Genomic DNA, 23486 nt, shown 5'->3' with positions numbered 1-23486 from the left:
AGTGGTTGGGTTGTGTTAGGCTATTGGCTCAAAACGAGCTAAAAAATGGCGAAGGATCTTCGGTTCATAAGTAAAACGACACCCTGGGATGTTCTCTTTTACTTTTAGAAGGCTGATTACACTTTTTGCGACATAGTCCATATGTTCATTTGTGTATGTTCGTCTAGGGATAGCTAAACGCAATAACTCTGTTGGAGATGGCTTTTGTTCTCCAGTATCTGGATCTCTACCCAAAAGAAGTGAGCCAATTTCAGCCGAACGAATACCTGCTTCAAGGTATAAGGCTATAGCTAAAGCATGCCCTGGGAATTCTTCTGCTGGAATATGAGGTAACATAGCTTTTGCATCAATAAAAACAGCGTGGCCACCACTTGGATTTTGAACGGGTATACCTGCTTTACTAAGCTGCTGATTTAATTTGTCGACTTGCTCAATTCGTGCGGTTAAATATTCTAGGTTTATAGCTTCAAACAGGCCGACTGCCAACGCATCCATATCTCGCCCTGCTAACCCGCCATACGTAGCAAAGCCTTCCATTGGAATGCATAAAGCTTGTACATCACGATAAATAGCTTCATCGTACTTAAAGCAGCAAAGTCCACCGATGTTTACCATGGCATCTTTTTTTGCAGACATAGTAAACATATCCGCATACTGAAACATTTTTAAAACAATATCTTCAATACTTACATTTTCAAAAAGGGGCTCTCGCTCACGAATAAAATAGGCATTTTCTGCAAATCTGGCTGCATCCATTACAATAGGTATGTTAAATTCTTGTGCTATGCCATAAACAGCTTTCATATTTTCAAGTGAAACAGGCTGCCCCCCCATGCTATTGCATGTAATGGTTATAATAATAGCGGCAATATTTTCTGAACCATACTTGCTTATTGTTTCGCGCAACTTTGATAGGTTGAAATTTCCTTTCCAATCAAAGTGTTTACTTAAATCAAAAGCCTCATCAACCACGACGTTTACCGCTTTTGCACTATTTAACTCAACGTGAGCGGCAGTTGTGTCAAAATGATAATTTGAGATGAAAACAGGTTTACTACCCCCTTTCTCTTTTTTCATTTTGTCTATTAAAACTGGAAAAAGAATTTGTTCTGCCCCTCGGCCTTGATGGGTAGGTATGACATATTTGTAATTGAAAACTTTATTTACAGCAGACTCTAATCGATAAAAACTTTGGCTACCAGCGTACGCCTCATCGCCACTCATGATTGCAGACCATTGAGCTTGACTCATAGCACCGGTACCAGAGTCTGTTAATAAATCGATAAAAACATCCTCACTTTTTAACAAGAATGGGTTATAGCCAACGCTTTTTAATGCGGCTAAACGCTGTTCTGAAGATAATAACTTGATCGGCTCAACGGCCTTGATTTTATAAGGTTGAGGTAGATTTTTCATAATAAAACTCTTAATCAAAAATAATTGAATATTTAATCTAAAAGTCACACGCATACTGCTAAAGCAGAAACGAAAAACGGAATGACTTTAATTCGAAAGAAAGGGGATTCTTAGACTAAATAGAGTTTTTGGATGGATTTTTAATTTGAGGATCGGCTGTAAACCAGTTGAAGTGTGCAACCGCCGATATGATTAAAGGGAAAGCATAAATAAATTTAAAAAAAGACATTTTCTTCCCCCTCTTTGTTTGGTTGTTAAAAACTATGATGATTAATTAATACAATTAAATGCAATAATAGTCAAATTTTTAAATGTTAATTTTAATAACTTTTTTGCATATATCTATATCCATAATACAAATAAAGTTCTAAATTTGCATTATGCCTAACTCCAAGCTTGAGAAAATTCATCATTTTTGAAAGGCCTTGTTAAACAAATCATTAAGCTAACGAACTGATCCTGTTTGGTTTTAACAGCCTAGCCAGTTGGTTTTCGAACACGCATACCGAGTCTTATGACTTTGTTTATTACCTTGACGTTTGCTAACACTTCTCCGACTTGTGCGTTGTAATCTCTCAACGTCAATTTTAGACTGAGCAACTGCTTAGAACGGTACATCGTCGTTTCTGACAATAACCGCTTATGATAGTCACTGTCCTATTTCCACATGGCGAGATCACCCGATTTTAATGCGCTTACTTGCTTTATTTTTCGACGAAGCGGGTTCAACAACGTCGGTAAGACTTCATTATCACCGACACAATCCAAGCCCACTTCAGCAGCAATGTTCTCTTGCGTAGCGGCATAAATAGCGAGGTGCAATTTACGCCATACTCGGCGTTTTTCTTTACCATGCTTACGCATTTTCCATTCTCCTTCACCGAAGACTTGCATAAATAACTTCGTGAGCAGCTGGACCGCTACTTGGCAGGCGGTAATGAATCTCAACTGTCTATACCTGCTTACTGATACGTATGTAAGACGGCAACTTAAGAGGGACAGACATACAACAATGATGAATATTTAGTCAATAAAGCCTTGTAAGGCGCGCAACGGAGGCTTAAAAACGCCTTTATTCATCAGGGCTGTTCGATGACGACATCGGTAAATTGGAAGCCTCTTCCGTGGCTTCCATGATGCTCGTTGCAGTGCCAGGAATTCACGGCGGTATCATCTATCCAGAAAATGATATACCCACGGTTAATTAATACTTGGTTGCATTGCTTCCAGTTGTTGATTCTGTACTTAGCCTTACCCATCATAGTCACCCATCTATAAGTTTTAATGATCTGCTCGAGGTTCTGATGATTAGTTCAATGATTTAGGAAACAACTCCCTTCACCTGCATCCATGCTTAAGGAACATGCGATTAAGTCGACCTAATTTATAGCAGACGTAATTCGCGCTTCCATTTACACCCTAGTTAGAAGCTAAGAAGCTTTAAATACTTCCTTTTAGACAGATTAACTCCGTGCAGACCGTATCATCTGCTCCGCTCACAACAAGTTTCCCAGAGCAAACTATAATGCTATCTATTTTTCTTTTTTGATAGGCCTTTATAGACCAATTTATGGAAGCCAAACTTGCGCTTCAGTACCGAAATCGATTCTTTACTTTTGATCTAATACTGTCTTTTATACACAGTATTAATGAGATTTTTTATTAATACTGGGATGCTTCTTCTATTCCCTTACCTTGCTTGGTATCTCTGCAATTAACCACTCAAGCTTCTTACCTTCGGTTACCTATCGTTTCTCTACTCTACGATATCCCGAGTCAGCTGACCCAAATTAAGAATCGCTGCAATTGGCTTTTGCTGCTCAGGTAGATTGTTGTCTTGCTCTCCTAAATCGACCTTTATCTTCACCACATCTTCGAAGGCCGGTCTTCCAGTAAACCGTAAACTCACCATCAATCTGCTTTGTTAACAGGGTTAATACCATCATGTTTGTTTCTCCTATTGGTTATCTATTTTTCATTCTCCATGTTTTTTCAAATATGCAAGGCGCAAAAAAAAGGGGCCGAAGCCCCTTGGATCAGATATGAACTTTCGGAAAGCCCATAGCACCGTAAACATTCAGCACATCATTCCAATCCCAATTTTTCACGCCGAGTGACGTTGGTATCGGAGGGATCAACACTTGTGTCAGAATGCCTTTTTGCCAGGCTTTTTTCTTTAGTTCATTCGCTGCGTTCAGGCCGGTCTCAGAGAGATCGTGATCTGCCCAGATGTACAGCATTTTCACATTACTTGGTGGTTCAAACCTAGCCAGTAGCGTTGCATTCACAACCGACCAACATGTTTGTCCCGTAGCTTTGGTAACCGCTAAAGCTGTTTCAATACCTTCAGAAACACCTAGTACTTCACCAGGCTCACCTATCGGAATGGCACCACCTGTGATTGTTCTGTCACTTGGTATCGGCATCATCTTTTTAGGCTTTTCAACCGGCGCTTTGAATCCATCTTTACTTAGGTAGATCCGATGGAACGTGGCCGAACGCCCTTGCTGAGTAACGATTTTACCTAGCAGCGCTGGGTAGGTATCGATAAACAGGCCATCTTCATCATGGTAAGGCAAATTTGGATGAAACCTCAGCACCGAATCCCATTCAGAACGAAGCCGGGTAACAATGCCACGACGATGCAAGTAGTTCCAAACAGGTTGCGCACGAGTATCTGCAAGAGGTAACGTTTCTTCCCACGTTTGATTCAAACGATGGATAATCGCTTTGTCCTCTTCCTGCTTTTTAGTCTTCCAGTCAACAGCGTTACTCGGTATTGCCCGAGTTGGTACTTGTCCGGGTTGAATACCTAGAACTTGACCGATTGCTTCAATAGACTGAGCAAAGTTCCATCCATTAATCCAAGACAACAGTTCAAAGCCATCATGAAAGATACCGCAGGTATTACAAACGCCACCACCGGTATATTCAGCATCTTTGAACAGCCTAAAGCCATCACGACCGCCATGAACAGGACAAGCCACATGACGGCCTTTTCGAGCAATAGCGGCATCAAGTTCTGGCACCAATGCCGCCAAGACTTGAAGCCATTGGCCATTAAGATATGGCCTTACTGTTTCAATCTGTAAAGGTAACGCCATATAACCTCCTTAAGTAAAATGCCGACTCCTACCACAGGTGGTAAAAGTCAGCTTAGGTCCTGCATTAGCCGTTCGGTTAATACAGGAGCGTTAGTCAAGCTGGATACCATGTCGTCTTAATAGCCACATGATGGAATCACGAAGCACATCAGGATCGACAACCGCAGCCATCGCGCAAACACGAAAGCAAAATGGCGCTATTTCGTCATTTTGAATCCACGACAACACATCCTTTCGCAATCGAGTACTGACACGACCGTCCAGCAATACACGGATCGCATCCAATAGAATGCCTTCGCGTAACTGCCAGATTTCCGTGTCAGACCAAGTGACTGGGGCATCATCAAACTCAAATAGAAATTCGAGCTGTGATGATGTGTGTTGATGTGACTGCTTTTGTGATGTAGGAGAATGGGCAATGCGCCCATTCATTAAAGATAACCGCGTTCGGCAAGCGAAACGCAGCCCTCGGATGCGACCACAACATGGTCAAGCGTTCGAATATCAACAAGTGACAAGGCGTCACGGAGTCGATGAGTAATGCGTTTATCAGCTTCACTTGGCTCAGGATCACCCGATGGATGGTTATGAACCAGTATCACTGCTGCCGCATTAAGTTCTAGCGCTCGCTTTGTTACTTCCCTTGGATACACGCTCGCCGCATCTAAAGTACCTTTGAATAGCTCTTCAAATCGAATAACACGATGCTTTGTATCAAGAAACAGCACACCAAAAACCTCGTGCTCATACTCGTGCATCAAAGTTTGCAGGTATGAGAACGCCGACGATGGCTGTTCAATTTTGCGACCTTTACTCAATCGACCACGGGCAAGCTTAAGCGCCATATCTAAAATATCCGCTTCAGTCACTTGCTTAGGAACGATGTAAGTACCGGCTTCTTCGCCAGCTAAGAACTTTCTGTTTTTCATAGGAGTCTCCAAAAAAAAGCGGAGACGAACCCATGCCCTGACGGAGACGGAATCGTCCCCGCAGGGTGGTAAAATGGATGTGGTTACTGAATTAACAGTTGTTGCGTTACTTCGAATAACTCACGCTTTAGATCTTTGACGTCATTAATCACAATGCTTTGAGGAAAGAATTTCTCAACACTGCGTGTTTGAATCCCGATCCCCAGCAGCTCAAAGCCACTTCGTCTGCACCGGTCAACAATGTCATGCGTGGCAGCCCAATCATCTGGGTCACCATCGGTTAGCACTATCATTAGCTTTCGCTTCTGTTTTTGTGCTAACAAACTGTTTGCCGCAAACCACATCGCTTGTGCCATAGGCGTACAACCTCGTGGTTTTTGGTCAAAACAGGCGGCCCGATGTCGAACCGATTGCTTGGGTAATAACGCGATAGAAACTTCCTGATGAATACCAGGAAAATAACTGACCGCAGGTACAACACCCGGTATGCCTTCCAGTGCCATGGCCAAAGCCAAAGCGGCTTCATTGGCAATATGAAAGTACTTTCGATTACCTTCTCCGATGGGTTTACCCATTGAACCCGATATATCGACCAGCAAGTGCACAGCAGCATTGGGGACAATGCGAGGTTGCCTTTGAATAAACAATCTCGACTCACCTGCTTGTGAAGCGGCAAGACGATGGGTTGCAACTCGAAGACCGTGCCTTTGGGCATGATTCCGATTGTCCTGACTGGACTGAACCATGCCTCTAATTCGGGCTCGAATTTGAGCGGACTCAGACGCCGATAAGGTCAAGATGGCCTCATCACCCAACATGGCTTGCTCTGCTTGGGGCAAACTGAGTGGAGTGACGCCCTGATGTCCTTCAGCTTGTTCCGACAACACTTCTGCCACTTGTGCAAAGGTATCGGGCTCAAACTGAGCGGCACTGGCCTCTAAGGCTTGTCGCAAATTGTCAGCTTGATCAGAGTTATCTGAATCCCCCGTTTCAGCAGCATCCACCATTGCAGACGAGTCTGCTTCCGGGGTTTGACTGTCACTACTGTTATTGCTGTCATTACTCGCAGCTTGTCCAATGTCATCACCGCTATCAGCATCAGACTCATCCTGTGGTGGACGAGATTCTTCTTCCAACATGGCAACGATAGCATCGACAAGTTTTAGCACTTCACCTGTAGATGCTAGGCTAGGTACTGCTGTCAGCATGGCGCTTAACCGGCTCATCGCTGCGGCAGGAAAGAGTTGCCTCACTCTTTCATCAACTGCTTGATACAAAGGCGTCAGCGCTTTCTGGTCCAGAAAATGGCATCTCAAGCGGAACAACAACCAGGCTTGCAAGTTAGATGCAGGCTCAAGCTGTGCAGGTACACACATTTGCTGTGTGTCCACCATGTACTCAATCACTTGCAAAATACTGCGCCGGGTTCCGGGGTAATCCTTTGCCAATTCGTTTTCAATGCGAACGTCCTCAATGATATTGAGAAGTGTCTTACGGATCGGCTTGGACGACGCCTTCTGCACCATTTCAAAATTAGTATGCCGAATATGCGCCGCTTCATGAGCCAGATAACCCCAAGCTATCTGTTGATAGTGTGGGTCGTCTGGGTTTGCTGTTGGGATCACAATCCGCTCACCATCGGTAAACGCATCTTGTCCTTGAATAAGCACCTTCACACCAAACTTTTCGCCATAAGCGGCGGCAACGATTGGCAGTGCATTTTTTAATGGATGATTCATGGGAGTCTCCTAATCATTAGGGGGAATACTCCCTCAGCGGGAGCGTTTCCCCGCTGGGAATGTAAGTGTTTAAACCTGTGCTTTTAGCTTATCCAGGTCGTATTTTTGACCTAACCAAGCCACCAATTGAGCTGGACTCTCGTGCTGCTCAAATGACGTTTTAAGCTGGTCTAAACTCAGGATGTCATCCAATGTCAGACCGTACTGATCTTGTAACTGAGTAGACACCTCGTGTTGATATTGCAGCCAGGCCCGCTCAAAAGCGGTTTGCTGCAATGCCATGTTTGGAACAAACACCATGGCCGTTACCCAAGCTCCTTGTGCCTCCGCATCTGCAATCAGCACAGGGTTCTTTGGGATCACGACACTATGTGTTGAGTACGACCGTTGTACTAACGTTCGACAACACGCCACTTCTGGTATCGATTCACTTTCAACCGCATCAGTCACACCACGAAAATGTGCTTCAAACTGCTTCAGTTGGCTGGGGTTATGGATGGTTGATTGCATAATTTCCTCTTACATAGTTCAGAGGACATGCACCCTTCAGGGCAACATACCCTCAAGGACGTTAAAAATAAAATGAGTTTGGTACAGTCGAACCAAGGTTTGGTCTGACGGTTGGTTGTGGTATTGCACGTAAGTTATCTGGCTGAGCAGATACTGGCTGTGCGGGTTTAGGTTCAGGTTTGGGCATCAGTTGTCTGATATCCAATTGACCTTCACCGTGCATTCTCATCTTGTCTGGATCAGACAAAATTAAAATGGTCGCCATCAGTTCGTGATAGAGATTGTCTGTCACAGGGCCGGTCTTCGGCAGACGAACAAATAAATTGTCCATCGCTTCAACCATCGGCTGGACTCGATGATCCAGGAATGACAAACCATCCAACTTGTCTCTTAACCGTTTCAGAGGATTAAGGGCTCGCTGGCTGATTTGATTCTTACCTGCAACGGAACGCTCAAACAGTTCATTGGCATCACGAGCCACCTCCCTAAAGAGGGTGTGTCCCATGCCATTGACCTTGTCATCTAAGCCACCAGCTTGTTCAGCCGGTTGCATTCGATAGATGGCATAATCGAACTGAAGCCGTTGTTCCACGTCTTCGATGGGTGACAGCGCACGCCGGATTGCATCTGCAAATTCCGGGTGTTTTGCAACCCAGTCAAAAGTCACCTGATCATAGTTGTCCAAGAACAACTGCTTGCACTGCGCAAACTCCTGACCGATCCGGTCAAGCTCTGGAACAATCTGATCAATTCGGTCTTCAGGGACGGCATAGCCACCTAAGAACCGCACACCGACTTGCTCACACAAACGCTGCGCTTCTTTCTTAAGCCTTTCAAAGTTCGCCAATGCCTCAGGGTCGCAAATTTTTTTACTCCCTAAGCTGGCAACATCCTTCGGTGGAAGTTGGCTGCCATTGGCTAGTCTGAAATCTTCAGGCCTTAGTTTTTTTCTACCGCTCCAGATGGAACAGTCGATGTGACAAATCAAAAGTTTGTCGAGGGTTTGAATACTCATAGTGCATCCTCATGCGAGATGGGGACGCACCACTCCCAACAGGAGCAATGGCCCCCCGTTTGGGTGGTAGTAGTTGACGCGCTAATGGCAACATCACTATCAGAAATAGTAATTTTGCGAATCAGGCGACGATTGGTTGAGATCGATTTTCACAGGCATTAAGTCCAGTGCTTCAGCTATCGGGCGAACCCGCTCTAAATCACTGCCTAATAGCCTCAATACATCTTTTTCCAACTTCAGTTGGTCGGATACTTCTATCCCTTCAGGACTCGCTACTGTGAGCGAACACAGAGGTGGTAATTGACGCTTAAAGGCCAGTAACAGCAACAATGGCCACGGGCCATCATCAGTGTTAACAATGCCAGCGCCTTCACCCGACACCATGCTGATTTGATTGGTACTAGGTAATGCGCTTTTGCAAAACCCTAATGACCATTCTCCAATCCTGACCTGGTTATCATCAAAAACAGCCAAGCCATAGGCTTCAAGCAGCTTTGCCATATCGAACAACGCTTTTTGCGCCAGCGAAATTTGGCCATTGACGTCCTTGCGAGTACGAAACTCCCAACTGACGTTATTGGCGCACGCGACGCTATCTAGCGCATTTGAGAGTTCAAATGGCCGCCCTTGATGATCAATACCGACATGTCCAACAAATCGATAACCCTTGTTGATTTTCTCATTGATTCGTCGGTCTGCTTCAGCGTTAGGATCAGTCGAGTCAATCAATCGCTGCTGCGACAATTGACCAGCTTTTCCAAACCGAACTTCAATCTCCTGGGTGTCTGATCCAACGTAAATGGCCCATTCTTTGGCTGTCCCATCAGAATGACTGTAACGGTAAAGAGCAAAGCACTTTTCCATCATCAATCCTCCCAGTGATCACCGAAGACATCAGCAGCAATACGATGAATGGCTTCTCGTTGCTCCAACTCAGCACGAGCCGTCAAAGACCGAACCAGTGCATACTCCACTGCGTTAGGAGCGCCTTTAAAAGCAAGTGTTAACTTTGCCCAGCGCACCAAGGTCCGAGTGGACATGGTGATACTAAGCTCCGCACCGCCATCCGCGCCCCCAATAAAAAGACGACGAATGTCACCAGCCACCTTCACCATTTTTTGGCGAAAGACTTCTGGCAAGCCCGGCGCAACGTTCTCCAGAATGGCTTCCTCTACAGATGGCTCTGCATAGGTCGCTTCAATGATTCTAAAGCGATCAAGGAAAGCCAAATTCTGTTGAAGCACGCCTTGATACAAGCCCGTTTGATCACCGCTGCCCGCACTGTTGCCGGTTGCGATAAAACGAAACTTGTTATGTGGCATGATGATCTCACCGCCATTTTGTGCGATGACCAACGGGGCACCTTCCAAAATGTCATTGAGCCCAGCCAGTTCCGCAGGCTCAGCAAGATCCATTTCATTAATGATCAGCAAATGGCCATGCTTTACAGCCAGTGCCAGCGGTCCATACACAAAGGTCATGTTGCCATTAACCAGCGTGTGGTGACCGATAAGATCGGACAACTCCAATCGACCGTGCGCAGTAATTTGCTGAACAGGCCAATTCAATCGAGAAGCAACTTGGCAAATTAGTGAGGTCTTACCGCATCCAGTGGGGCCAGTAATATACAAACCGTCACCGTCTGGGTTAGACAAGAACGCCAATACGTCACGTAAGTCTTCTTTTCTAAAAACATACTCGTCCTTGCGAACGGGAATGTTTGGATGGGTAGTGTCGGCACCAAATCCCTCCAGAACGAAAGCATCAGGAGCCGGGACATTAAACGCTTGATTCACTTGAACCAAAAATGGGGATTGTTCAGTCATGGTAAACCTCATCAGTTTTGACGAGGCCCCATGCCCCAACAGGGAATGAAGTCCCCGTCGGGTGGTGTGTTGATTGTGGTATGGCTGTGTATATAAGAGTTCAGCTCGCTCTATCATTCGTACCCAGCATTGGCTACGAGTGAAACTGCTTTCTGATGCACTCGATGTAAGCGCATGAGAAAGGAGCCGAAATCGGCTCCAAGTGAACGTTAAAAGTAAAATGAGCTCGGCGAGTCACCTGGCAGAACCAAGTTCTCTTGCTCAAGACTGATTTTGATTGGTGTTTCAACGGGCTGCTCTGGCTTATTGGTGCTAATGCGCAACCGCTCTTGTGGCGCTTTTCGGTAAGCGGCTAAAACCTGTTCATCCAGCTCGCCTAACTTATCGGTGGCCAATTGCTTATAGTCCACCGTGCCCGTCATCATGTAGCGGCTGAGTTTGACCCCAGCATAGTCGGCATGAGCGTAGTTACCCATCATGGCGACCAATTTTGACTGAGCGTCTCGCATTTCCTCTTTCAAAGATTTAATGTGATTTTCCAGTCGGACCACTTCGGCATGTGCTGAGCAATACTGTCGAGACAGCGATGTCCAACGGTATTGGGCTTCACCCTTGGGAACAAAACAATCTTGCTCAGGGCATTTTGACGGTTCTTTTTTGGTCTGTACTAACTCCCAAAACTGAAGCGCCGTTTCTTGCAATTCAGTTAAGAACGCCGCGTCTCGTTGTATTTCAAACTCAATCAGTTGATCCTCAAAATAGAATACCAACCAACCACGCGTGCTATTGGCGACCAGTATTTGATGCTGTACTTGTACCCAATACAACTGGTACGCCTCGCTTTGTTCTCGGTGAGCTTGCACATCCTCAAAAACTGACTGGCAAGGACATTTCAGTTCAACGGGTTCGCCCGCATCGTTGATGCCATCAAAGCTGGCTCGAAAGATTGCGTTATGATCGGCTTCTGCACATAACGGCAGAAGAAAGTCATTATGCGCATTCTCAAATGCTCGCCTTGCTTGAGGCTCCAACCGTATGCCACGAAGCACATTTGGATTATTCGACAGGTCTTCCGGTAATACGAATCCAGTTTTTTCTGCCCATAATCGCCAAGGTGTTTTGTAGGGTGAACGCCCCATAATAATTGGGGCTTCAGATGCCGTAACCCCTGCAATGCGCCACTGGTGCCATGCAGGAGTACGCTGTGATAGGTCGATAACCTTCATATTGCCTCCTTTGAGGGGAGACTCCCCCGAAGGAGAGAACTCCCCTTCAGGGTTAAGTGGTTACTTTGCAGCTTGTGCTAACGCTGTTTGGTGCTGAACAACACTTGCTTGAACCGAATCAATTGCCGCTTTACCGGCTTGAATCGAACCTACGACAAGGGCAACAACCAATACCAAGCGAAAAAGTGAGGCTGATTTAGTCATGGAAGATCTCCAAAAAAAAGACGAGACCTTCCCCCTGACGGGAGAATAATCCCGCCAGGGTTCGTAAAATGAATGCGTGGCGCTAAGAAGCTAAAGGCTGTGTGAGCGCTTTGGCTGCTTGTTGCTGTGCATTAAATATTTCTTGTTTCGCAAACGTCAGTTCAACACCCTGAAAATGTTCATTGGCATATTCCAATGCACTATTCCAAGCGTTTGAAGCTTCTGCCCGCTCGATAAGCTTGTAAACAAGCCCTCGGGTTCGATCATCAACTTGCTCGGGTGGAATCACTGATGGCTCAACAACGTGTGTTGCTTGGCCTTCGATAATTCGCTCAGCTTCGTCTTGATCGAAAATTCCCACAAAGCCAAACGCAATGCGGGAACACTGGATCATGGATTTATGTCTTAGCATTCGCTTAGTGTGCGTCTGCCATGGACCATCTACACGGTAAGGGCCATTTTTGCCGTTACCTTCAAAAGGCGGTCGATAGACTTCATCCAGATACTCAGTGATTTTGACTGGGTGCGAACGGTCGCGCCGATAGATGATGCATTCCATCCATTCAGGGCATTCTTTCGCGCCATCCAGTGAGACTTTGTTTTCTGAAGTCTTAAATTCCATGCCATCAAACTGGTCGTGTTGATTGATGATGCGAGACCATCCATCGACACCTACCACTGGAATAATTCCAGCTTGCTTATCAGGGAACGCAAAAATCTCTTTGGTGAAAGGGTTCAAGCCGTACTGATCTGCAACCACCAAGAGCGCCATCATCTGCTCATTGGTCGGTGCACTACCGTCACGTTGCTTGAATGCTGTTGCTTTTAGGGTATCGAACAATTTGTTTGGATCGACACTAAAGCGCTCAGCAAAGCGTTGGATTAGCTTTGGTTTTTCCATTATGGACTCCGACGATCAAAGTGGGAGTCTGCCCCTGACGGGAAAGTACTCCCGGCTGGGTTAAAGCGTTTTTGCTCGGTTAAAAATCTGGTTCAGGATAAGTTTGTGCCCAATTAGCTTGGGAGCTCGCATCATCCGCCGGTGATGGCTCAGATGCTTTGTTCACACTATCAAGAAGCAGAAACTCGTCCGCGTCCACTTCGGTCAATCGATGCTTAATGCCATCTTTCTCCCATGAACGCGTGCGCTGAGGCCCTTGAACAAAAAGCTTCGCTCCTTTTTGGATTAAATCTTTTGCTCTTAGCCCTAACTTAAATCCACCACGATCTCGAAAAACGACCCGATGCCATTCCGTATGCTCTTTGAGCTCATTGGATTGACGGTCGCGCCATTTCTCAGAAGTGGCCAGTGAAATGCTGGTCACCAAATCACCTGATGGATAGGCTCGCGTCTCTGGCTCAGAGCCAACGTAGCCTATGAGTGTTACTTGGTTTTTCATGATGTTCTCCTCGTCTTAGTTGAACTCTGTGCACACAGTCGTTTCTGCCCGGCTGGGCAAAGAAGACTGACGGCGCAGATAGGTTGGTATTTCGAGTAAAGCCATGTCGTACTGATGTGGCTCTTTGTAAAACGCAGATGTCAAACGGGGCATACCAGGAGCTTTAGGCACTGCCATTGGACGACGCTTTGGTGTTGGTGTGAGCAATCGCTTGATTTGTGTAAGTCCAAATCGAAACGGGCGCACGCTTTGACGAGCAAGCAATCGCAAAAGCGACCAGCTCAGTTTTGCAAGCAACATAATGCCTGCGATTTGGATAATAAATCCGAAGATATATTCCATTGGTGACTCCTTAATTGGGTTTTGAAGGAGTCACCCCCAACTGGGGAAAACTCCCCCAGTTGGGTGGTGAAAAGGCGAACCGTAAGGAACGCATGGTTGAGCATGTAAAAACATGCAGGCTATTTGTTTAGGGAGGCTAGCTACCTCTTAGTACCACTGAGAATACTCAGCGGCGGGCTTCCTTTGAGCTCATGCTCTTAGGCGCAGATATCACTGAAACAGATCAGCAATATTTGATAGTCAGTGTAACCGTCTTATCCAGACAGGATAGTTAGAAAGATGCTCAATTCTTCCACCTAGCTGAAAGGCCATTACCTCACAGAGGATTAGGCTAGGGACTGATTATTGTCATATCAGGAGCAAACTTATGGCCCAAGCAAAACCCAATTACTCAAAACCCATCTTTGAACAATCATTCACAATTAACAGCTTACAGGCGCAACGTGTCGTTGACCGTGTTTTTAGGCGCACGGTCAGTGCGCTTTACGGAATCGATGTCATCCTGCGCATCATTGGCGATGAGAACGAAATTGATGAAGTGGAACAGATCATTAGCCAGTTGATCGAAGATTGCGCTAAGGCGGTAGACAGCGAACAAGCTCGTTTGGACAAACTGATGGAGTCCAACGGCATCGATGAAGTACCTGACTACACCGACCCGATATCCTTCAACGCAAAAATAAGTTCGCCCCAAGTTGGCCAGTTTGTTGGCTTAGTGCGCAAACTCGATGCGTTGATGATCTCAATGGACACACTCTGGTTGTCTAGCGTGCTTAGCAACAAGCAACGTGTTGATGGTAACTACGCATGGCAACAGCGCATCATCAAACTGGCTCGACGCATTATTGATATCGAAATTCGAGCTCGAAAATCAGCTCAAGCGAAGGGTAAAGAAGCAGAAGTTGAACAAGCGGCGCCTTCAACCGATGACGATATCACTGAAGAGGAAACAGATACCCCCGCCAACTAGCCAGCTAGGCTCCCATCACACAGCCCCTCTCGAAGGGGCTATCAAAAGACGACGCATATGTGTGCCTTATAACATCTACACATAAAGCATTAATCGAGAATCGGATTATCATTCCGAAGCAACAGATTTCAGTGGGTTTTATTAACGATCGTTGTAACACGCGCTTCTGGTCAGAAATGTAACAAGACAACCTCGTGTTCATCATCGGGTATGGATGAGGAAATCTATAGTCGGGCCTTGATTGCAGAATACAGACCAGATCACATGGTTTATCGTTCAAGTCATAAGTCGTGATATATGAAATTCATCATTCCTTCAGCATACGATCTAGAGTCATCAAGAGTCCATTGGTCTAACTCATGTGCAGGTAGGTTCAGGGTTGTTCTATAATCATGTAGAGATGTAGCTACAGATGCCTCAATATGGCCATTTTCTCTCAGAGCCTCAATACAATCATTGAACGTATCATTTTCTGTTAGATTTAGAGCCATAAGTGGCAACCTATATCTTTGCCTCATCTCATCCTCAATGAAAGGGCGGAGTTTTGTGATTTTATTGTCCTGCGTATGTCGGTTCACAAAGTCCATAATCTCCATATACCGTTCGTCATGAGCTGTCGCAGTCATCTCAGCTTTTGATGTCTGAAAAAAGCTAGAACCTTGAGCTGTTTGAATAATCTTCAAGGCTTGCGCATCATTAAACTTTTTCATTACTGCCGATGCCATCCCCTTGTAGTGAGTGGTGATGATCATTTGTTTGATTAATGGTTTAAGTCCAAAAAGAATACGTAGAATGTTTGAGATTCGCTCATTATCAAAGCTAGTGACAGGATCATCCATCACCAAAATTGCTTTGCCTTTTTCTTCATCTGAAAGCTGATGAATTTTCGCTAAGAAAATACATAAAGCCAAGGCTCTCCTGTCTGACTCACTAAACAGGCAGTGCAATTTAGAGTTGTTGATCAATTGCCCTTTAAATCTGACTTCTAAGTCATAAACGGTTCTTGTTCCACCACGATTCACTTTTCGGGAAATATTAAAATCGGAGGAACCAACAGCCCTAAATAGAGTATTAATCTCGTTGAAATATGTATCTAAAAAATCCTCTTGAGTTTGTTCTAAATCGACCTTGTCTGCGTCATATTGTACTTTTTCAGCTTCAACTTGAGTCTTCAGTTCAATATATCGAGTGCAATCCGCATCTAGATGGAGTCTTTTGCGCTGCTTCGTTATTTCAAGTTCGTTTTGCGCTTCTTGTCTTTTTCTATTCAGAAGCGCTGTGACATCCTGAGCTTCTTTAAACCCTATAAGAACTTCGTTTGCGGCCGTTGCCAAAGCAGTGTATTCCACAAGGCAGGCATTGAATCTCAGCAGTTTCGAATGGAGTACACTAAAGTCAATTGGAGCAATGGGATTGTAAGGAGCATCATGTTTTTCAATTAGCACTGTCCGAACGATGTCGGCTGTTTCGGCCAATGATTCATTTGCTTCTTGTAGGGATTGTTGGATGTGCTCATATTTTTCGCGCAGTTGATGTGCATATCCACGCTCTTCCAGTTGGTCATTTACAGAGTCCTCAGTGTAGCTATCTAGTGTTGCTAGATTACGCTCATGCTTTTGAGCAAGGGTATCTAAAGATACATTGAACAGAGACTCTCCTTGCAGCCGTGCAACCGTTGCTTTTGTGGTGGTAACAAATCGTTGGAATGCGTCATTAAAAGCTGTTCTGTAGCTTTCGATTAGGCTCTGTGCATCATAACTTAAAAATTGACCACAGAATGGGCAGTCTTCATCTAAGTGAGTCAACCCTTTTGCTGCCCATCCATCGAAAGATTCGTTATTCGTAACATGAGCCTTGTGAGCCGTAACTATTTCCTTCGATGCTTCGTGAATATTTTCCATCGATAATGCTAAGCAATTATTTATTTTTTGTGTTTTATCATCGATAAATTGTTGATTCGCGATGCTCTCAAGGTTAGCTCTTTGAGTGATTTGAGTAATATTTGCAATTTGAGTTGTTATTGCTTGCTGCACATCTTTTGATGCCTGAATCTCAGTATCAAGTTCATGGAGCGTCCTAGTCGGTTTGGACAAAGATATAAATATATCGAAGTCACCTATCTCATGGGCTTCTAACTGCGTTTGGTAATCCGCTAGTGTTCTTCTGTCAGCTCTTAGTTTCTGGTTTCTGGCTTCGAGAGCTTCAAACTGTGCAGCATTTTCTCCTAGGATGAAGCCTGACATATTGGTGGAGTTTTCACGATTGTATGTTGCTCCAGTCATAACATTTCGATGAATGAAGCCTTGGTCAAAAATGTAGAGTTTCGAATTTTCAGGAACTTGAGAGTCCCACACTGAGTTTGAAAACCTTACAGCCTGTCTTTGACCATTGAACTTTAGCTCCACTCTTTGTTGTATCTGTTCAGGTGGTTGATTAGGAATGATCGACTTTCTATCGAGTATGAGTTGTGGCTCATTCAACGAAAGTGAATAGAAAATGTCACACAGGGTGCTCTTTCCATTTCTATTTTCTCCGTAAATGACGTTGACATCAGAAAACTGAATTTGTCCAGATGTCGCTCGACAATAGTTGCCAACATTGTCGATCATTTGAATTCTCTCTAGCACGACATACCCACCTATAATTAGAATCTTTTTATTGTATATGATCTACTATGTGTGTTCTTGATTATATATAGGAAATTGTTAACCAGATATAGCTGTACCTTCGGACAGATTTCTATGATTTAGTTATCAATGATCGTTATGGCAAAAGAGGTGGAGCCGTACCCTTGCATCCATGAGAAAAGCTATGCCTAGCTGGTTCGTAAATCGGAAAGGTGCAGAAACGCGTTAGCTGAAGCATAAACGAGCAGAAATCACAGAGTTCCATAATGGTTACCTTAAAGCAGAAAAAGCTTATTTAAGTAACCATTACGGAACTTTATAGGTTCGACCTCTAAAAACACTATCAGTCATTACCCGAAATTTCTTCCGTCGCATCCTGACGCAGTTTCTGTGCATCCATTCCGTTTAGCCTTTCAATAGCTCTGTCTGCGGCACTCTGACGGTTTCCATCCACGTTTAGGGTACTTCCTGAGCCGGTGAGTCGTTCCAGATCCAGTGACGGTATTTCAGGTAGGTTGCCCGTGATCGACAAGATACCTATCCATTCATCCAGATTGACTTGGCTCCAATCTACCTGGTTTAACTGACTCGCGGTCAAACCTTCACAGTTTGGTGACTTGGCACTGCCCCAGCCAAGACCAAGTTGCGGACGCACTTGTTCCTGAATGATCCGTGAAAGCGGCGAAGTAAAGCAGCAATATGATTGCCGTTTCTCAACACAGGCACCTAAGAACTTAGACTTGCAGTAAGAGCCTACGTAGTGGCAACTCTTCAATACTCGCTTGGCGTTCATTTCAAACTCACTCTGCTCACATTTCCAGATAAGCTGAATGAGGATCATGGTGACTGAATAAATCATGTAGGCCGTCATAACCGTACTCAGAACCGCGCCAGCAGCGCCACCCAGCGCGAAGTTACCACCCGAAACAACACCATCGGCTCCAACCGCGCCACCAACGTTACTAAACAGTGCCGATTGCGCCCCCGAACCAAAGGTAGTGCCTACCCATTCAGCCGTTTTGTTGGTCAACACCTGCATGAAGCCTGTCGCAGCTTGCTCCGCTCCCGCGCCAGCAGCCGTTGATGGCCCAGCCCCCATGAGAGAGTCCCATGCAGACACAAAAGGCTCTTTAACCGCACTCCAGGTACTCGTTATCGGTTCCCTCAGCGTATTCCACGAACCATAGATTGCCGACGACGGATTCATGGCCATGACTGCTGTATCAAGCTTGTTAACTGCCACTATCATCGTGATGTAATCCGATAACGACACGCCACTTGGCTTTTCACAGCAATCCACTATACCGCCAACGGCTTTTTTGCACTGGCCTGCATTACCTTTAAAAACCGTACACTCGACGTTATCTTGGCCATCAGCTCCCGTGCATGACATATCATTGGTCATAAACTGCGCCGCATTAAGCATCGCAGCGGCTTCTGCAAAGTTAGCCTGCTTAATTGACTCTGGCTCTAAACAATCTGTGCCCATACAGCGAACTGGCCCCTCACAGTTGTATTGAGTTTCCATTCGAGCGTTTTGCACTTCAACGCTTTGTCCGCAGTCATACACCAAACTTTGGATATAACAGAAGCCTTCATGACCAGCCCCGCCTTCAGTGCATTCGGTTCTGACATACTGGCAGGCAGGGTTTTGCTCTAGCGCGGCACACGTATTGGTGGTCGTGTTTTGTCCGTTATTGACGATGGTTTGTGTATTACCATTGGCATCTACCCAGCTATCTGAGCTGCCCATGTTGAACTCTGGATGAGCAGTCGAAGCATTGTAGGTCGCTCTTGCCCTCCAGCATGAGAGCCCCAGTCCATCAGAACTGCCGCGACTAGTTAAATGAGCAGGAGACGAAACTACCGCCGGATAAAGGCTTCCAAGATTGGCCAACTCGCCACTACCAACCGTTAACCCGTCGATTCGTTTTGTGCCCGTATCCAAACACTGCCACTGCACCGCAGTGAACTGATCTGTTTGCATCAAGCATTGGTCTATGCCGGGATCACTTGATTGATGAACAATGTCCTGTTCTAAGTACTTGCCGGAGAAGGTCAATGAAGCTCTCAGTTTCGCAGGAGCCAAACACTTCTGAACTTCTCGGCTGCAAGTATCGAAATCGACTTTGTTCCAGCCGGACTCGCATCTAGAACGAGTGACCTCCCGGGGTTCATGCCACGAAATAATCGACCCATTGACGACTTTACACAATGAACCAACCAAGGTTCCTTTTGGACACGTCATTTCAGGGTACTTAATGGACGGTTTCGTCTCAGTCACCGTCTCCTTATTGCCCGTCAATGAGAGTGCCGTTTTCCAACCATTTGCCTTGGATGGCGACTCGGTGATTTTTATCTCAGTATTTTGATTATCAAAAATCCTCAGTGTCGCGTTTCCAGTTTGCATAGTACTGCTGTGCTGTGGAACAAAGCTGAGCGTTTCAGAGCTAAAGCAACCGCGCTCAATGGACAAGCTTTGTTGATGGGTTTCAGCGGATACACGTCGCTCTAACTGACACTGAGTAAGCGTGCTGATCTTCTCGCACACCTGGTAATCCGGTACATGCTTGGTTTCTGTAAATGGCGTAATCGTCTGAGTAGGCTCACAGGCCTCAAAATTACTCGGCATAAGATTGGATACTACGCACTTTGGATCGCTGGTTTGCAATCCACAGTCATAGGTATCGGTAAAACGAATGCATTCACCTTTATCATTGGTCTCGGCACATTCTGACGACATGAAGCCACAGGAAGGGTTCGCTTCAAGCACTTGGCAGGCCTGATTTTCAATTCCCTTATAGCTTTCGTCATCCACACTGACTTGTACACGCCGACACAAAGGCGATATGCCAGCCACAGGGCTTGGGGCAAAATAGGATTCACAAACTGAAACACCATTGACCACCGTACATCCGTTGGTTGAAGACGGCTGATCCGTGCATTGAATGCTGTAGTCTGAAAACTTCGTCGGAATATCCGCTGCTTGTTCGATACAGGATTGCGGCGACCAACTATCATTCATCACCACCTTGGTTGGATCAAAGCGCACCTTGATGCGTGCATACCCCTCACCACTACCCGTAACCGATACGCGAATTTTTACCGGCACTTCTAAACCTGGTTCTACCGCTTTTAGCCTGGCAGTGAGATCGGTATTTGGATTGCGCTCCCAACTGGTACTAAGCTCGCAGCGACCTGCCGTTTCTGGTGGAAAGTTATTGTTCGGCCCAGACCAGACTTTCTGATCGCCAAGCCACACTTGCATGTAGTCATCCCATTTGGCGTACTCAAGAACGGCTGAGGTAATCGCATCAGGGTTCACGACTTTGAGTGTGATGGCCTGTTCAAACACTTTACAACGGCCACTCCAGTAGTTGTCGCCTATTCGTCCAATCCAAACTTCAAGACACCCCTCACCACAGGAGCGAAGGTTCATCGGCCCTGAAACATGCTCAATGATGCCAGCCGTGTAATCGTGAGTAATAGTGCAACTGTTAACCGCTGTATTGAGCCTGTCGCATTGCTGGTAATTTGGACTGCCTTCACCTTGAGATTCACAGCCTGGGAAGCTTTGCGTCAATAGATTAGGGTCAGTTTGAACCGCATCAGTTAATGCCCAAAGCGGATCATTGACCATATCTGGCCGAGACCTGTCTTTGATTTGCTGTAGCGAGCGAAACGCCTCACCCGTAGCGCCACTTTCGGATGCCATGCTCTCTTGGCGCTGCGTCCCCAATTGATTCATACTGGCATCAGAGCCATAAACGCCCGTTAAGACATCCAATGAGCCCTGATCCATACCAGGGAAAAGCTCTTGCAAGTTAATGGACTCATTACCACTGCCATTCGGCACCGACAATGTATTGCCATTGAGTGCGGGCATCGTCCAGTTTTGCAGCAATTGCTTACCTTCTTGTTGTCCGCTTAGGCCGGATTGGCGCTGCACATCAGCGGCCACACCATGTAAGGGCAAGCACGCCATAGTGATTGATAAAATACCCGCTAAAACTCGGGTAAAAAGTGTTGGTTTCATGGTTAACCTCCCGAGTTACAGCAGTCTTGCCAGCGCCACAAAATGTAGAGAGCATCTTCACCGGCACCGGGGATCGTTCGCCACTCTCCCCATTTCATGGTGCTTTCACCGATGACATGCGCACTTTCAGTTTCCGGTACAGGGAAGAACATACTCATCTTGTATTGGGATTTCGGCAGCATGGGTTCGATAACAGGTCGGCATAGCGCACTGTTCCCCATTGTTCGTCTTGCAAGACCACGCCTGTGTTGAGCCGCGATTGCACGCGCCGCTAAATGGCTGGTGTTTTCTGCTAATGAACCAAAGGCTAAGGTGTGGCCAGATAACGGATAGAGATGGCCCCAACTGCCAGCACACCAAAACAACTGGTCGATGGGTTTACCAAGCGTTGATGAAGCAGCGTCAGCGGTACAAGCAGAGATAGCCAATGGATTAGCAACAGCAGCAGCTTCAGGCTGAGTAAAAAAGGCCAGTTCATCGTTCAGCCATGTTGGGTCCAATTCCGACAAATACATCAAGTCAAAGTCCATGTAACCATCGGCATTGCAATTGCCATCCATGAACAAATCGAGCATGACCAAAAGCGGAAAGGCGTAATAATGGTAATGGTAGAAAGCAAGATCACCGGTGTCGTATTCACCCTCGCCATGACCACCTTGCAGTCGTCTATCACCTAACGGTAAACGAATCCCTCCCAGGGAAGGCGAACAACCTGGCGTTCTGACCAGTTCAATCAAACGCGCTGGCTCCCACATGCTGGTAACAATACCTGGCCTTGGCACACCTAAGTTGTCTTCACATAAGCAAAATGACTTGTTTGATGCGCCGCTTGGGACACTGCCAGAGCCAAGAGGAAGACCCGCAACTCGGATAGGAAAAATGCATGACCAGCAAACATCCGTCAGCAACTTACCCGACAATAACCCCGCGTCTGGGCAGGTCAGTTCGGCTTTTGCAGGAATAGATGCGCCAAGGACAAACATGACAACGAGAGTCCGCAACAGACGATACGTATTATTGAGCTTTTTCATGAACAAGCTCCTTTGCTGGAATTTCTTCTATTTCAAACGCGAGTCCCTTTGCTTGAACAAACGATGGGGTGACTTGCAAATCAAAGCGCTGCTTTAGCGAGGCATTGAGAAGATAAACCGGACTGTCCAATGTCTTTTCGAGCGCATTGAGGCTATTCCAACCTTGAGCACGGTCGAGCTGCGTGGTGATAAGCGTAATGCGGCGCAGCGTCCTATCTTGGCCCTCAAGCCAATGCGCTACTGCGTCCACTTCTTCAGCGTTCGACGCATTAAACACCACGAGCTGCTGAGTAAATGGCAAGGCTTTTAGCTGGTTAATACGCGTTCCTGCTGGGATCAATGTTCGGCCATTGGCATCCAATAGTGGCCGCTGCATGACGATGGTTGGATCAACCGTTCTTATCCGATACTGCGTGGCTTTGGGTAAGTCAGTGAATGTTTGGCGAGACCAGAAACGCTCAATGGCTTTTTTCTTTAATGCGCCCAAGTCAATCGACTGTAATCGCTGCATCGCCACTTGCATCAAATCCGGTTCTAAAATCGAATGAATCGGACCGCGTTGACCCAATGAACCGGTATTGCCGGTTTCAATTTGGCGTTGCAACCAGTCCTTGCTGTAAACCCCTAGTGCACTTGCAGTCACCTTGTCATCGTCTATGCGAAAAATGGCAGGCACGCTAGTCACCCGCCAGTGCACAAAGGCTTTCGGATCGATTCGAACCTGAGGAACAGGATCAAGTCCCGCCATCAGGGTATGCCAATCACGGATAGCCGCCCCCAAGGTCTTTCCTTCAGGAATTCCCCGAAACAACACAATAGCACCGGTAACACTGGCCTCTTTAAATAGTTGCTTCAGTGACGAATCCCCCAATGAGGACGACGCAAATATCAACCATTCATCGTCGTGTTTGAGCGACGCAGGTTGTTCAATCGGTGAAAAAGGCTCGATAAATTCAGATGAACCATCCACAGCACTTTGTAAAATGCTGCGGCTCATTTCGACGATCTTTTTGTCCTCATCAGACAACGGATAAGGCTCTTGTGCCCAGGACACTTGAACCCAAGCCAATGGAGCAACCAACAAAAATAAGAGGCATAGTCTTCTCATCTT

General features: G+C 46.1%; 20 protein-coding genes and 1 pseudogene. 1 reads left to right on the top strand and 20 read right to left on the bottom strand.

The features are described 5' to 3' along the window. Positions 1-15: 15 nt before the first annotated feature. From FXV75_RS03395 to FXV75_RS03330, 16 genes and pseudogenes are all read right to left on the bottom strand, one after another. Positions 16-1416 carry a tryptophanase gene (locus FXV75_RS03395; RefSeq protein ID WP_148831179.1) on the bottom strand — a complete coding sequence of 467 codons (1401 nt, stop codon included), beginning with the start codon at positions 1414-1416 and terminating at the stop codon, positions 16-18. Between the two features lie 477 nt (positions 1417-1893). Next, positions 1894-2675, bottom strand: a pseudogene (locus FXV75_RS03390) (transposase). A 497-nt stretch (positions 2676-3172) separates the two neighbouring features. Next, the gene (locus tag FXV75_RS16325) at positions 3173-3328 is read right to left on the bottom strand and encodes a hypothetical protein (protein WP_187424935.1); all 156 of its coding nucleotides are present in this window, start codon (positions 3326-3328) and stop codon (positions 3173-3175) included. 124 nt (positions 3329-3452) lie between these two features. Next, a complete protein-coding gene (locus FXV75_RS03385) occupies positions 3453-4520 on the bottom strand; it encodes a primase-helicase zinc-binding domain-containing protein (protein ID WP_148831178.1) in 1068 nt (355 codons plus the stop codon). Positions 4521-4610: 90 nt separating this feature from the next. Next, positions 4611-4952: a hypothetical protein gene (locus tag FXV75_RS03380; protein WP_007104984.1), complete on the bottom strand. Its 342-nt coding sequence runs from the start codon at positions 4950-4952 to the stop codon at positions 4611-4613. After that, the gene (gene radC / locus FXV75_RS03375) at positions 4952-5449 is read right to left on the bottom strand and encodes a RadC family protein (RefSeq protein WP_148831177.1); all 498 of its coding nucleotides are present in this window, start codon (positions 5447-5449) and stop codon (positions 4952-4954) included. Before radC ends, FXV75_RS03380 begins: the two co-directional genes overlap by 1 nt. Positions 5450-5532: 83 nt before the next feature. Then, the gene (locus tag FXV75_RS03370; protein ID WP_148831176.1) at positions 5533-7188 is read right to left on the bottom strand and encodes a VWA domain-containing protein; all 1656 of its coding nucleotides are present in this window, start codon (positions 7186-7188) and stop codon (positions 5533-5535) included. A 69-nt stretch (positions 7189-7257) separates the two neighbouring features. After that, complete coding sequence (locus tag FXV75_RS03365) at positions 7258-7698, bottom strand: hypothetical protein (RefSeq protein WP_148831175.1); 441 nt, start codon at positions 7696-7698, stop codon at positions 7258-7260. A gap of 61 nt (positions 7699-7759) precedes the next feature. Further along, positions 7760-8713: a DUF3150 domain-containing protein gene (locus tag FXV75_RS03360; RefSeq protein WP_085627050.1), complete on the bottom strand. Its 954-nt coding sequence runs from the start codon at positions 8711-8713 to the stop codon at positions 7760-7762. A gap of 99 nt (positions 8714-8812) precedes the next feature. Further along, entirely contained in the window at positions 8813-9580 is a 768-nt protein-coding gene (locus tag FXV75_RS03355; protein WP_142610829.1) for a hypothetical protein, read from the bottom strand. Continuing rightward, positions 9580-10539, bottom strand: coding sequence for an AAA family ATPase (locus FXV75_RS03350; protein ID WP_001959209.1), 960 nt, complete (start codon positions 10537-10539; stop codon positions 9580-9582). Before FXV75_RS03350 ends, FXV75_RS03355 begins: the two co-directional genes overlap by 1 nt. A gap of 209 nt (positions 10540-10748) precedes the next feature. After that, complete coding sequence (locus FXV75_RS03345) at positions 10749-11765, bottom strand: YqaJ viral recombinase family protein (RefSeq protein ID WP_148831174.1); 1017 nt, start codon at positions 11763-11765, stop codon at positions 10749-10751. Between the two features lie 60 nt (positions 11766-11825). Then, positions 11826-11969: a hypothetical protein gene (locus FXV75_RS16320; RefSeq protein ID WP_000167275.1), complete on the bottom strand. Its 144-nt coding sequence runs from the start codon at positions 11967-11969 to the stop codon at positions 11826-11828. A gap of 82 nt (positions 11970-12051) precedes the next feature. Continuing rightward, entirely contained in the window at positions 12052-12870 is an 819-nt protein-coding gene (gene bet, locus FXV75_RS03340; RefSeq protein ID WP_000414662.1) for a phage recombination protein Bet, read from the bottom strand. Positions 12871-12949: 79 nt separating this feature from the next. Next, the gene (locus FXV75_RS03335; RefSeq protein ID WP_012368368.1) at positions 12950-13369 is read right to left on the bottom strand and encodes a single-stranded DNA-binding protein; all 420 of its coding nucleotides are present in this window, start codon (positions 13367-13369) and stop codon (positions 12950-12952) included. Between the two features lie 15 nt (positions 13370-13384). Continuing rightward, positions 13385-13711 carry a hypothetical protein gene (locus FXV75_RS03330; RefSeq protein WP_029628702.1) on the bottom strand — a complete coding sequence of 109 codons (327 nt, stop codon included), beginning with the start codon at positions 13709-13711 and terminating at the stop codon, positions 13385-13387. Positions 13712-14078: 367 nt separating this feature from the next. Between FXV75_RS03330 and FXV75_RS03325 the strand changes: the two genes are divergently transcribed. Then, positions 14079-14681: a hypothetical protein gene (locus FXV75_RS03325; protein WP_148831173.1), complete on the top strand. Its 603-nt coding sequence runs from the start codon at positions 14079-14081 to the stop codon at positions 14679-14681. Positions 14682-14962: 281 nt separating this feature from the next. On the opposite strand, the gene FXV75_RS03320 is transcribed toward FXV75_RS03325, so the two are convergent. From FXV75_RS03320 to FXV75_RS03305, 4 genes are all read right to left on the bottom strand, one after another. Further along, complete coding sequence (locus tag FXV75_RS03320; RefSeq protein ID WP_148831172.1) at positions 14963-17290, bottom strand: AAA family ATPase; 2328 nt, start codon at positions 17288-17290, stop codon at positions 14963-14965. A 361-nt stretch (positions 17291-17651) separates the two neighbouring features. After that, a complete protein-coding gene (traN, locus tag FXV75_RS03315; RefSeq protein ID WP_148831171.1) occupies positions 17652-21344 on the bottom strand; it encodes a conjugal transfer protein TraN in 3693 nt (1230 codons plus the stop codon). 2 nt (positions 21345-21346) lie between these two features. Next, positions 21347-22375 (bottom strand): TraU family protein, encoded by a 1029-nt coding sequence (locus FXV75_RS03310; protein ID WP_004249369.1) that lies wholly within the window; start codon positions 22373-22375, stop codon positions 21347-21349. After that, on the bottom strand, positions 22359-23483 hold the full coding sequence (locus FXV75_RS03305) for a TrbC family F-type conjugative pilus assembly protein (RefSeq protein ID WP_148831170.1): 1125 nt from the start codon (positions 23481-23483) through the stop codon (positions 22359-22361). The genes FXV75_RS03310 and FXV75_RS03305 overlap by 17 nt, the downstream gene beginning before the upstream one ends. Positions 23484-23486 lie beyond the last annotated feature (3 nt).

The sequence above is a fragment of the Marinomonas sp. IMCC 4694 genome (genome assembly GCF_008122525.1).
In the GTDB taxonomy this organism is placed as follows: Bacteria; Pseudomonadota; Gammaproteobacteria; order Pseudomonadales; family Marinomonadaceae; genus Marinomonas.
The sequence above is the reverse complement of the archived record's forward strand: the minus strand, read 5'-3'. Positions and strand labels throughout refer to the sequence as shown.

What these genes read in the sequence shown, in the direction of transcription:
- FXV75_RS03335 (WP_012368368.1), bottom strand. Translation starts at nt 13,369, where the DNA reads ATGAAAAACCAAGTAACACTCATAGGCTACGTTGGCTCTGAGCCAGAG.
- FXV75_RS03395 (WP_148831179.1), bottom strand. Translation starts at nt 1,416, where the DNA reads ATGAAAAATCTACCTCAACCTTATAAAATCAAGGCCGTTGAGCCGATC.
- bet (WP_000414662.1), bottom strand. Translation starts at nt 12,870, where the DNA reads ATGGAAAAACCAAAGCTAATCCAACGCTTTGCTGAGCGCTTTAGTGTC.
- FXV75_RS03325 (WP_148831173.1), top strand. Translation starts at nt 14,079, where the DNA reads ATGGCCCAAGCAAAACCCAATTACTCAAAACCCATCTTTGAACAATCA.
- FXV75_RS03355 (WP_142610829.1), bottom strand. Translation starts at nt 9,580, where the DNA reads ATGATGGAAAAGTGCTTTGCTCTTTACCGTTACAGTCATTCTGATGGG.
- FXV75_RS03320 (WP_148831172.1), bottom strand. Translation starts at nt 17,290, where the DNA reads ATGATCGACAATGTTGGCAACTATTGTCGAGCGACATCTGGACAAATT.
- FXV75_RS03305 (WP_148831170.1), bottom strand. Translation starts at nt 23,483, where the DNA reads ATGAGAAGACTATGCCTCTTATTTTTGTTGGTTGCTCCATTGGCTTGG.
- FXV75_RS03380 (WP_007104984.1), bottom strand. Translation starts at nt 4,952, where the DNA reads ATGAATGGGCGCATTGCCCATTCTCCTACATCACAAAAGCAGTCACAT.
- FXV75_RS03370 (WP_148831176.1), bottom strand. Translation starts at nt 7,188, where the DNA reads ATGAATCATCCATTAAAAAATGCACTGCCAATCGTTGCCGCCGCTTAT.
- FXV75_RS16320 (WP_000167275.1), bottom strand. Translation starts at nt 11,969, where the DNA reads ATGACTAAATCAGCCTCACTTTTTCGCTTGGTATTGGTTGTTGCCCTT.
- FXV75_RS03365 (WP_148831175.1), bottom strand. Translation starts at nt 7,698, where the DNA reads ATGCAATCAACCATCCATAACCCCAGCCAACTGAAGCAGTTTGAAGCA.
- FXV75_RS03330 (WP_029628702.1), bottom strand. Translation starts at nt 13,711, where the DNA reads ATGGAATATATCTTCGGATTTATTATCCAAATCGCAGGCATTATGTTG.
- traN (WP_148831171.1), bottom strand. Translation starts at nt 21,344, where the DNA reads ATGAAACCAACACTTTTTACCCGAGTTTTAGCGGGTATTTTATCAATC.
- FXV75_RS03360 (WP_085627050.1), bottom strand. Translation starts at nt 8,713, where the DNA reads ATGAGTATTCAAACCCTCGACAAACTTTTGATTTGTCACATCGACTGT.
- FXV75_RS03310 (WP_004249369.1), bottom strand. Translation starts at nt 22,375, where the DNA reads ATGAAAAAGCTCAATAATACGTATCGTCTGTTGCGGACTCTCGTTGTC.
- FXV75_RS03345 (WP_148831174.1), bottom strand. Translation starts at nt 11,765, where the DNA reads ATGAAGGTTATCGACCTATCACAGCGTACTCCTGCATGGCACCAGTGG.
- radC (WP_148831177.1), bottom strand. Translation starts at nt 5,449, where the DNA reads ATGAAAAACAGAAAGTTCTTAGCTGGCGAAGAAGCCGGTACTTACATC.
- FXV75_RS03350 (WP_001959209.1), bottom strand. Translation starts at nt 10,539, where the DNA reads ATGACTGAACAATCCCCATTTTTGGTTCAAGTGAATCAAGCGTTTAAT.
- FXV75_RS03385 (WP_148831178.1), bottom strand. Translation starts at nt 4,520, where the DNA reads ATGGCGTTACCTTTACAGATTGAAACAGTAAGGCCATATCTTAATGGC.
- FXV75_RS16325 (WP_187424935.1), bottom strand. Translation starts at nt 3,328, where the DNA reads ATGGTGAGTTTACGGTTTACTGGAAGACCGGCCTTCGAAGATGTGGTG.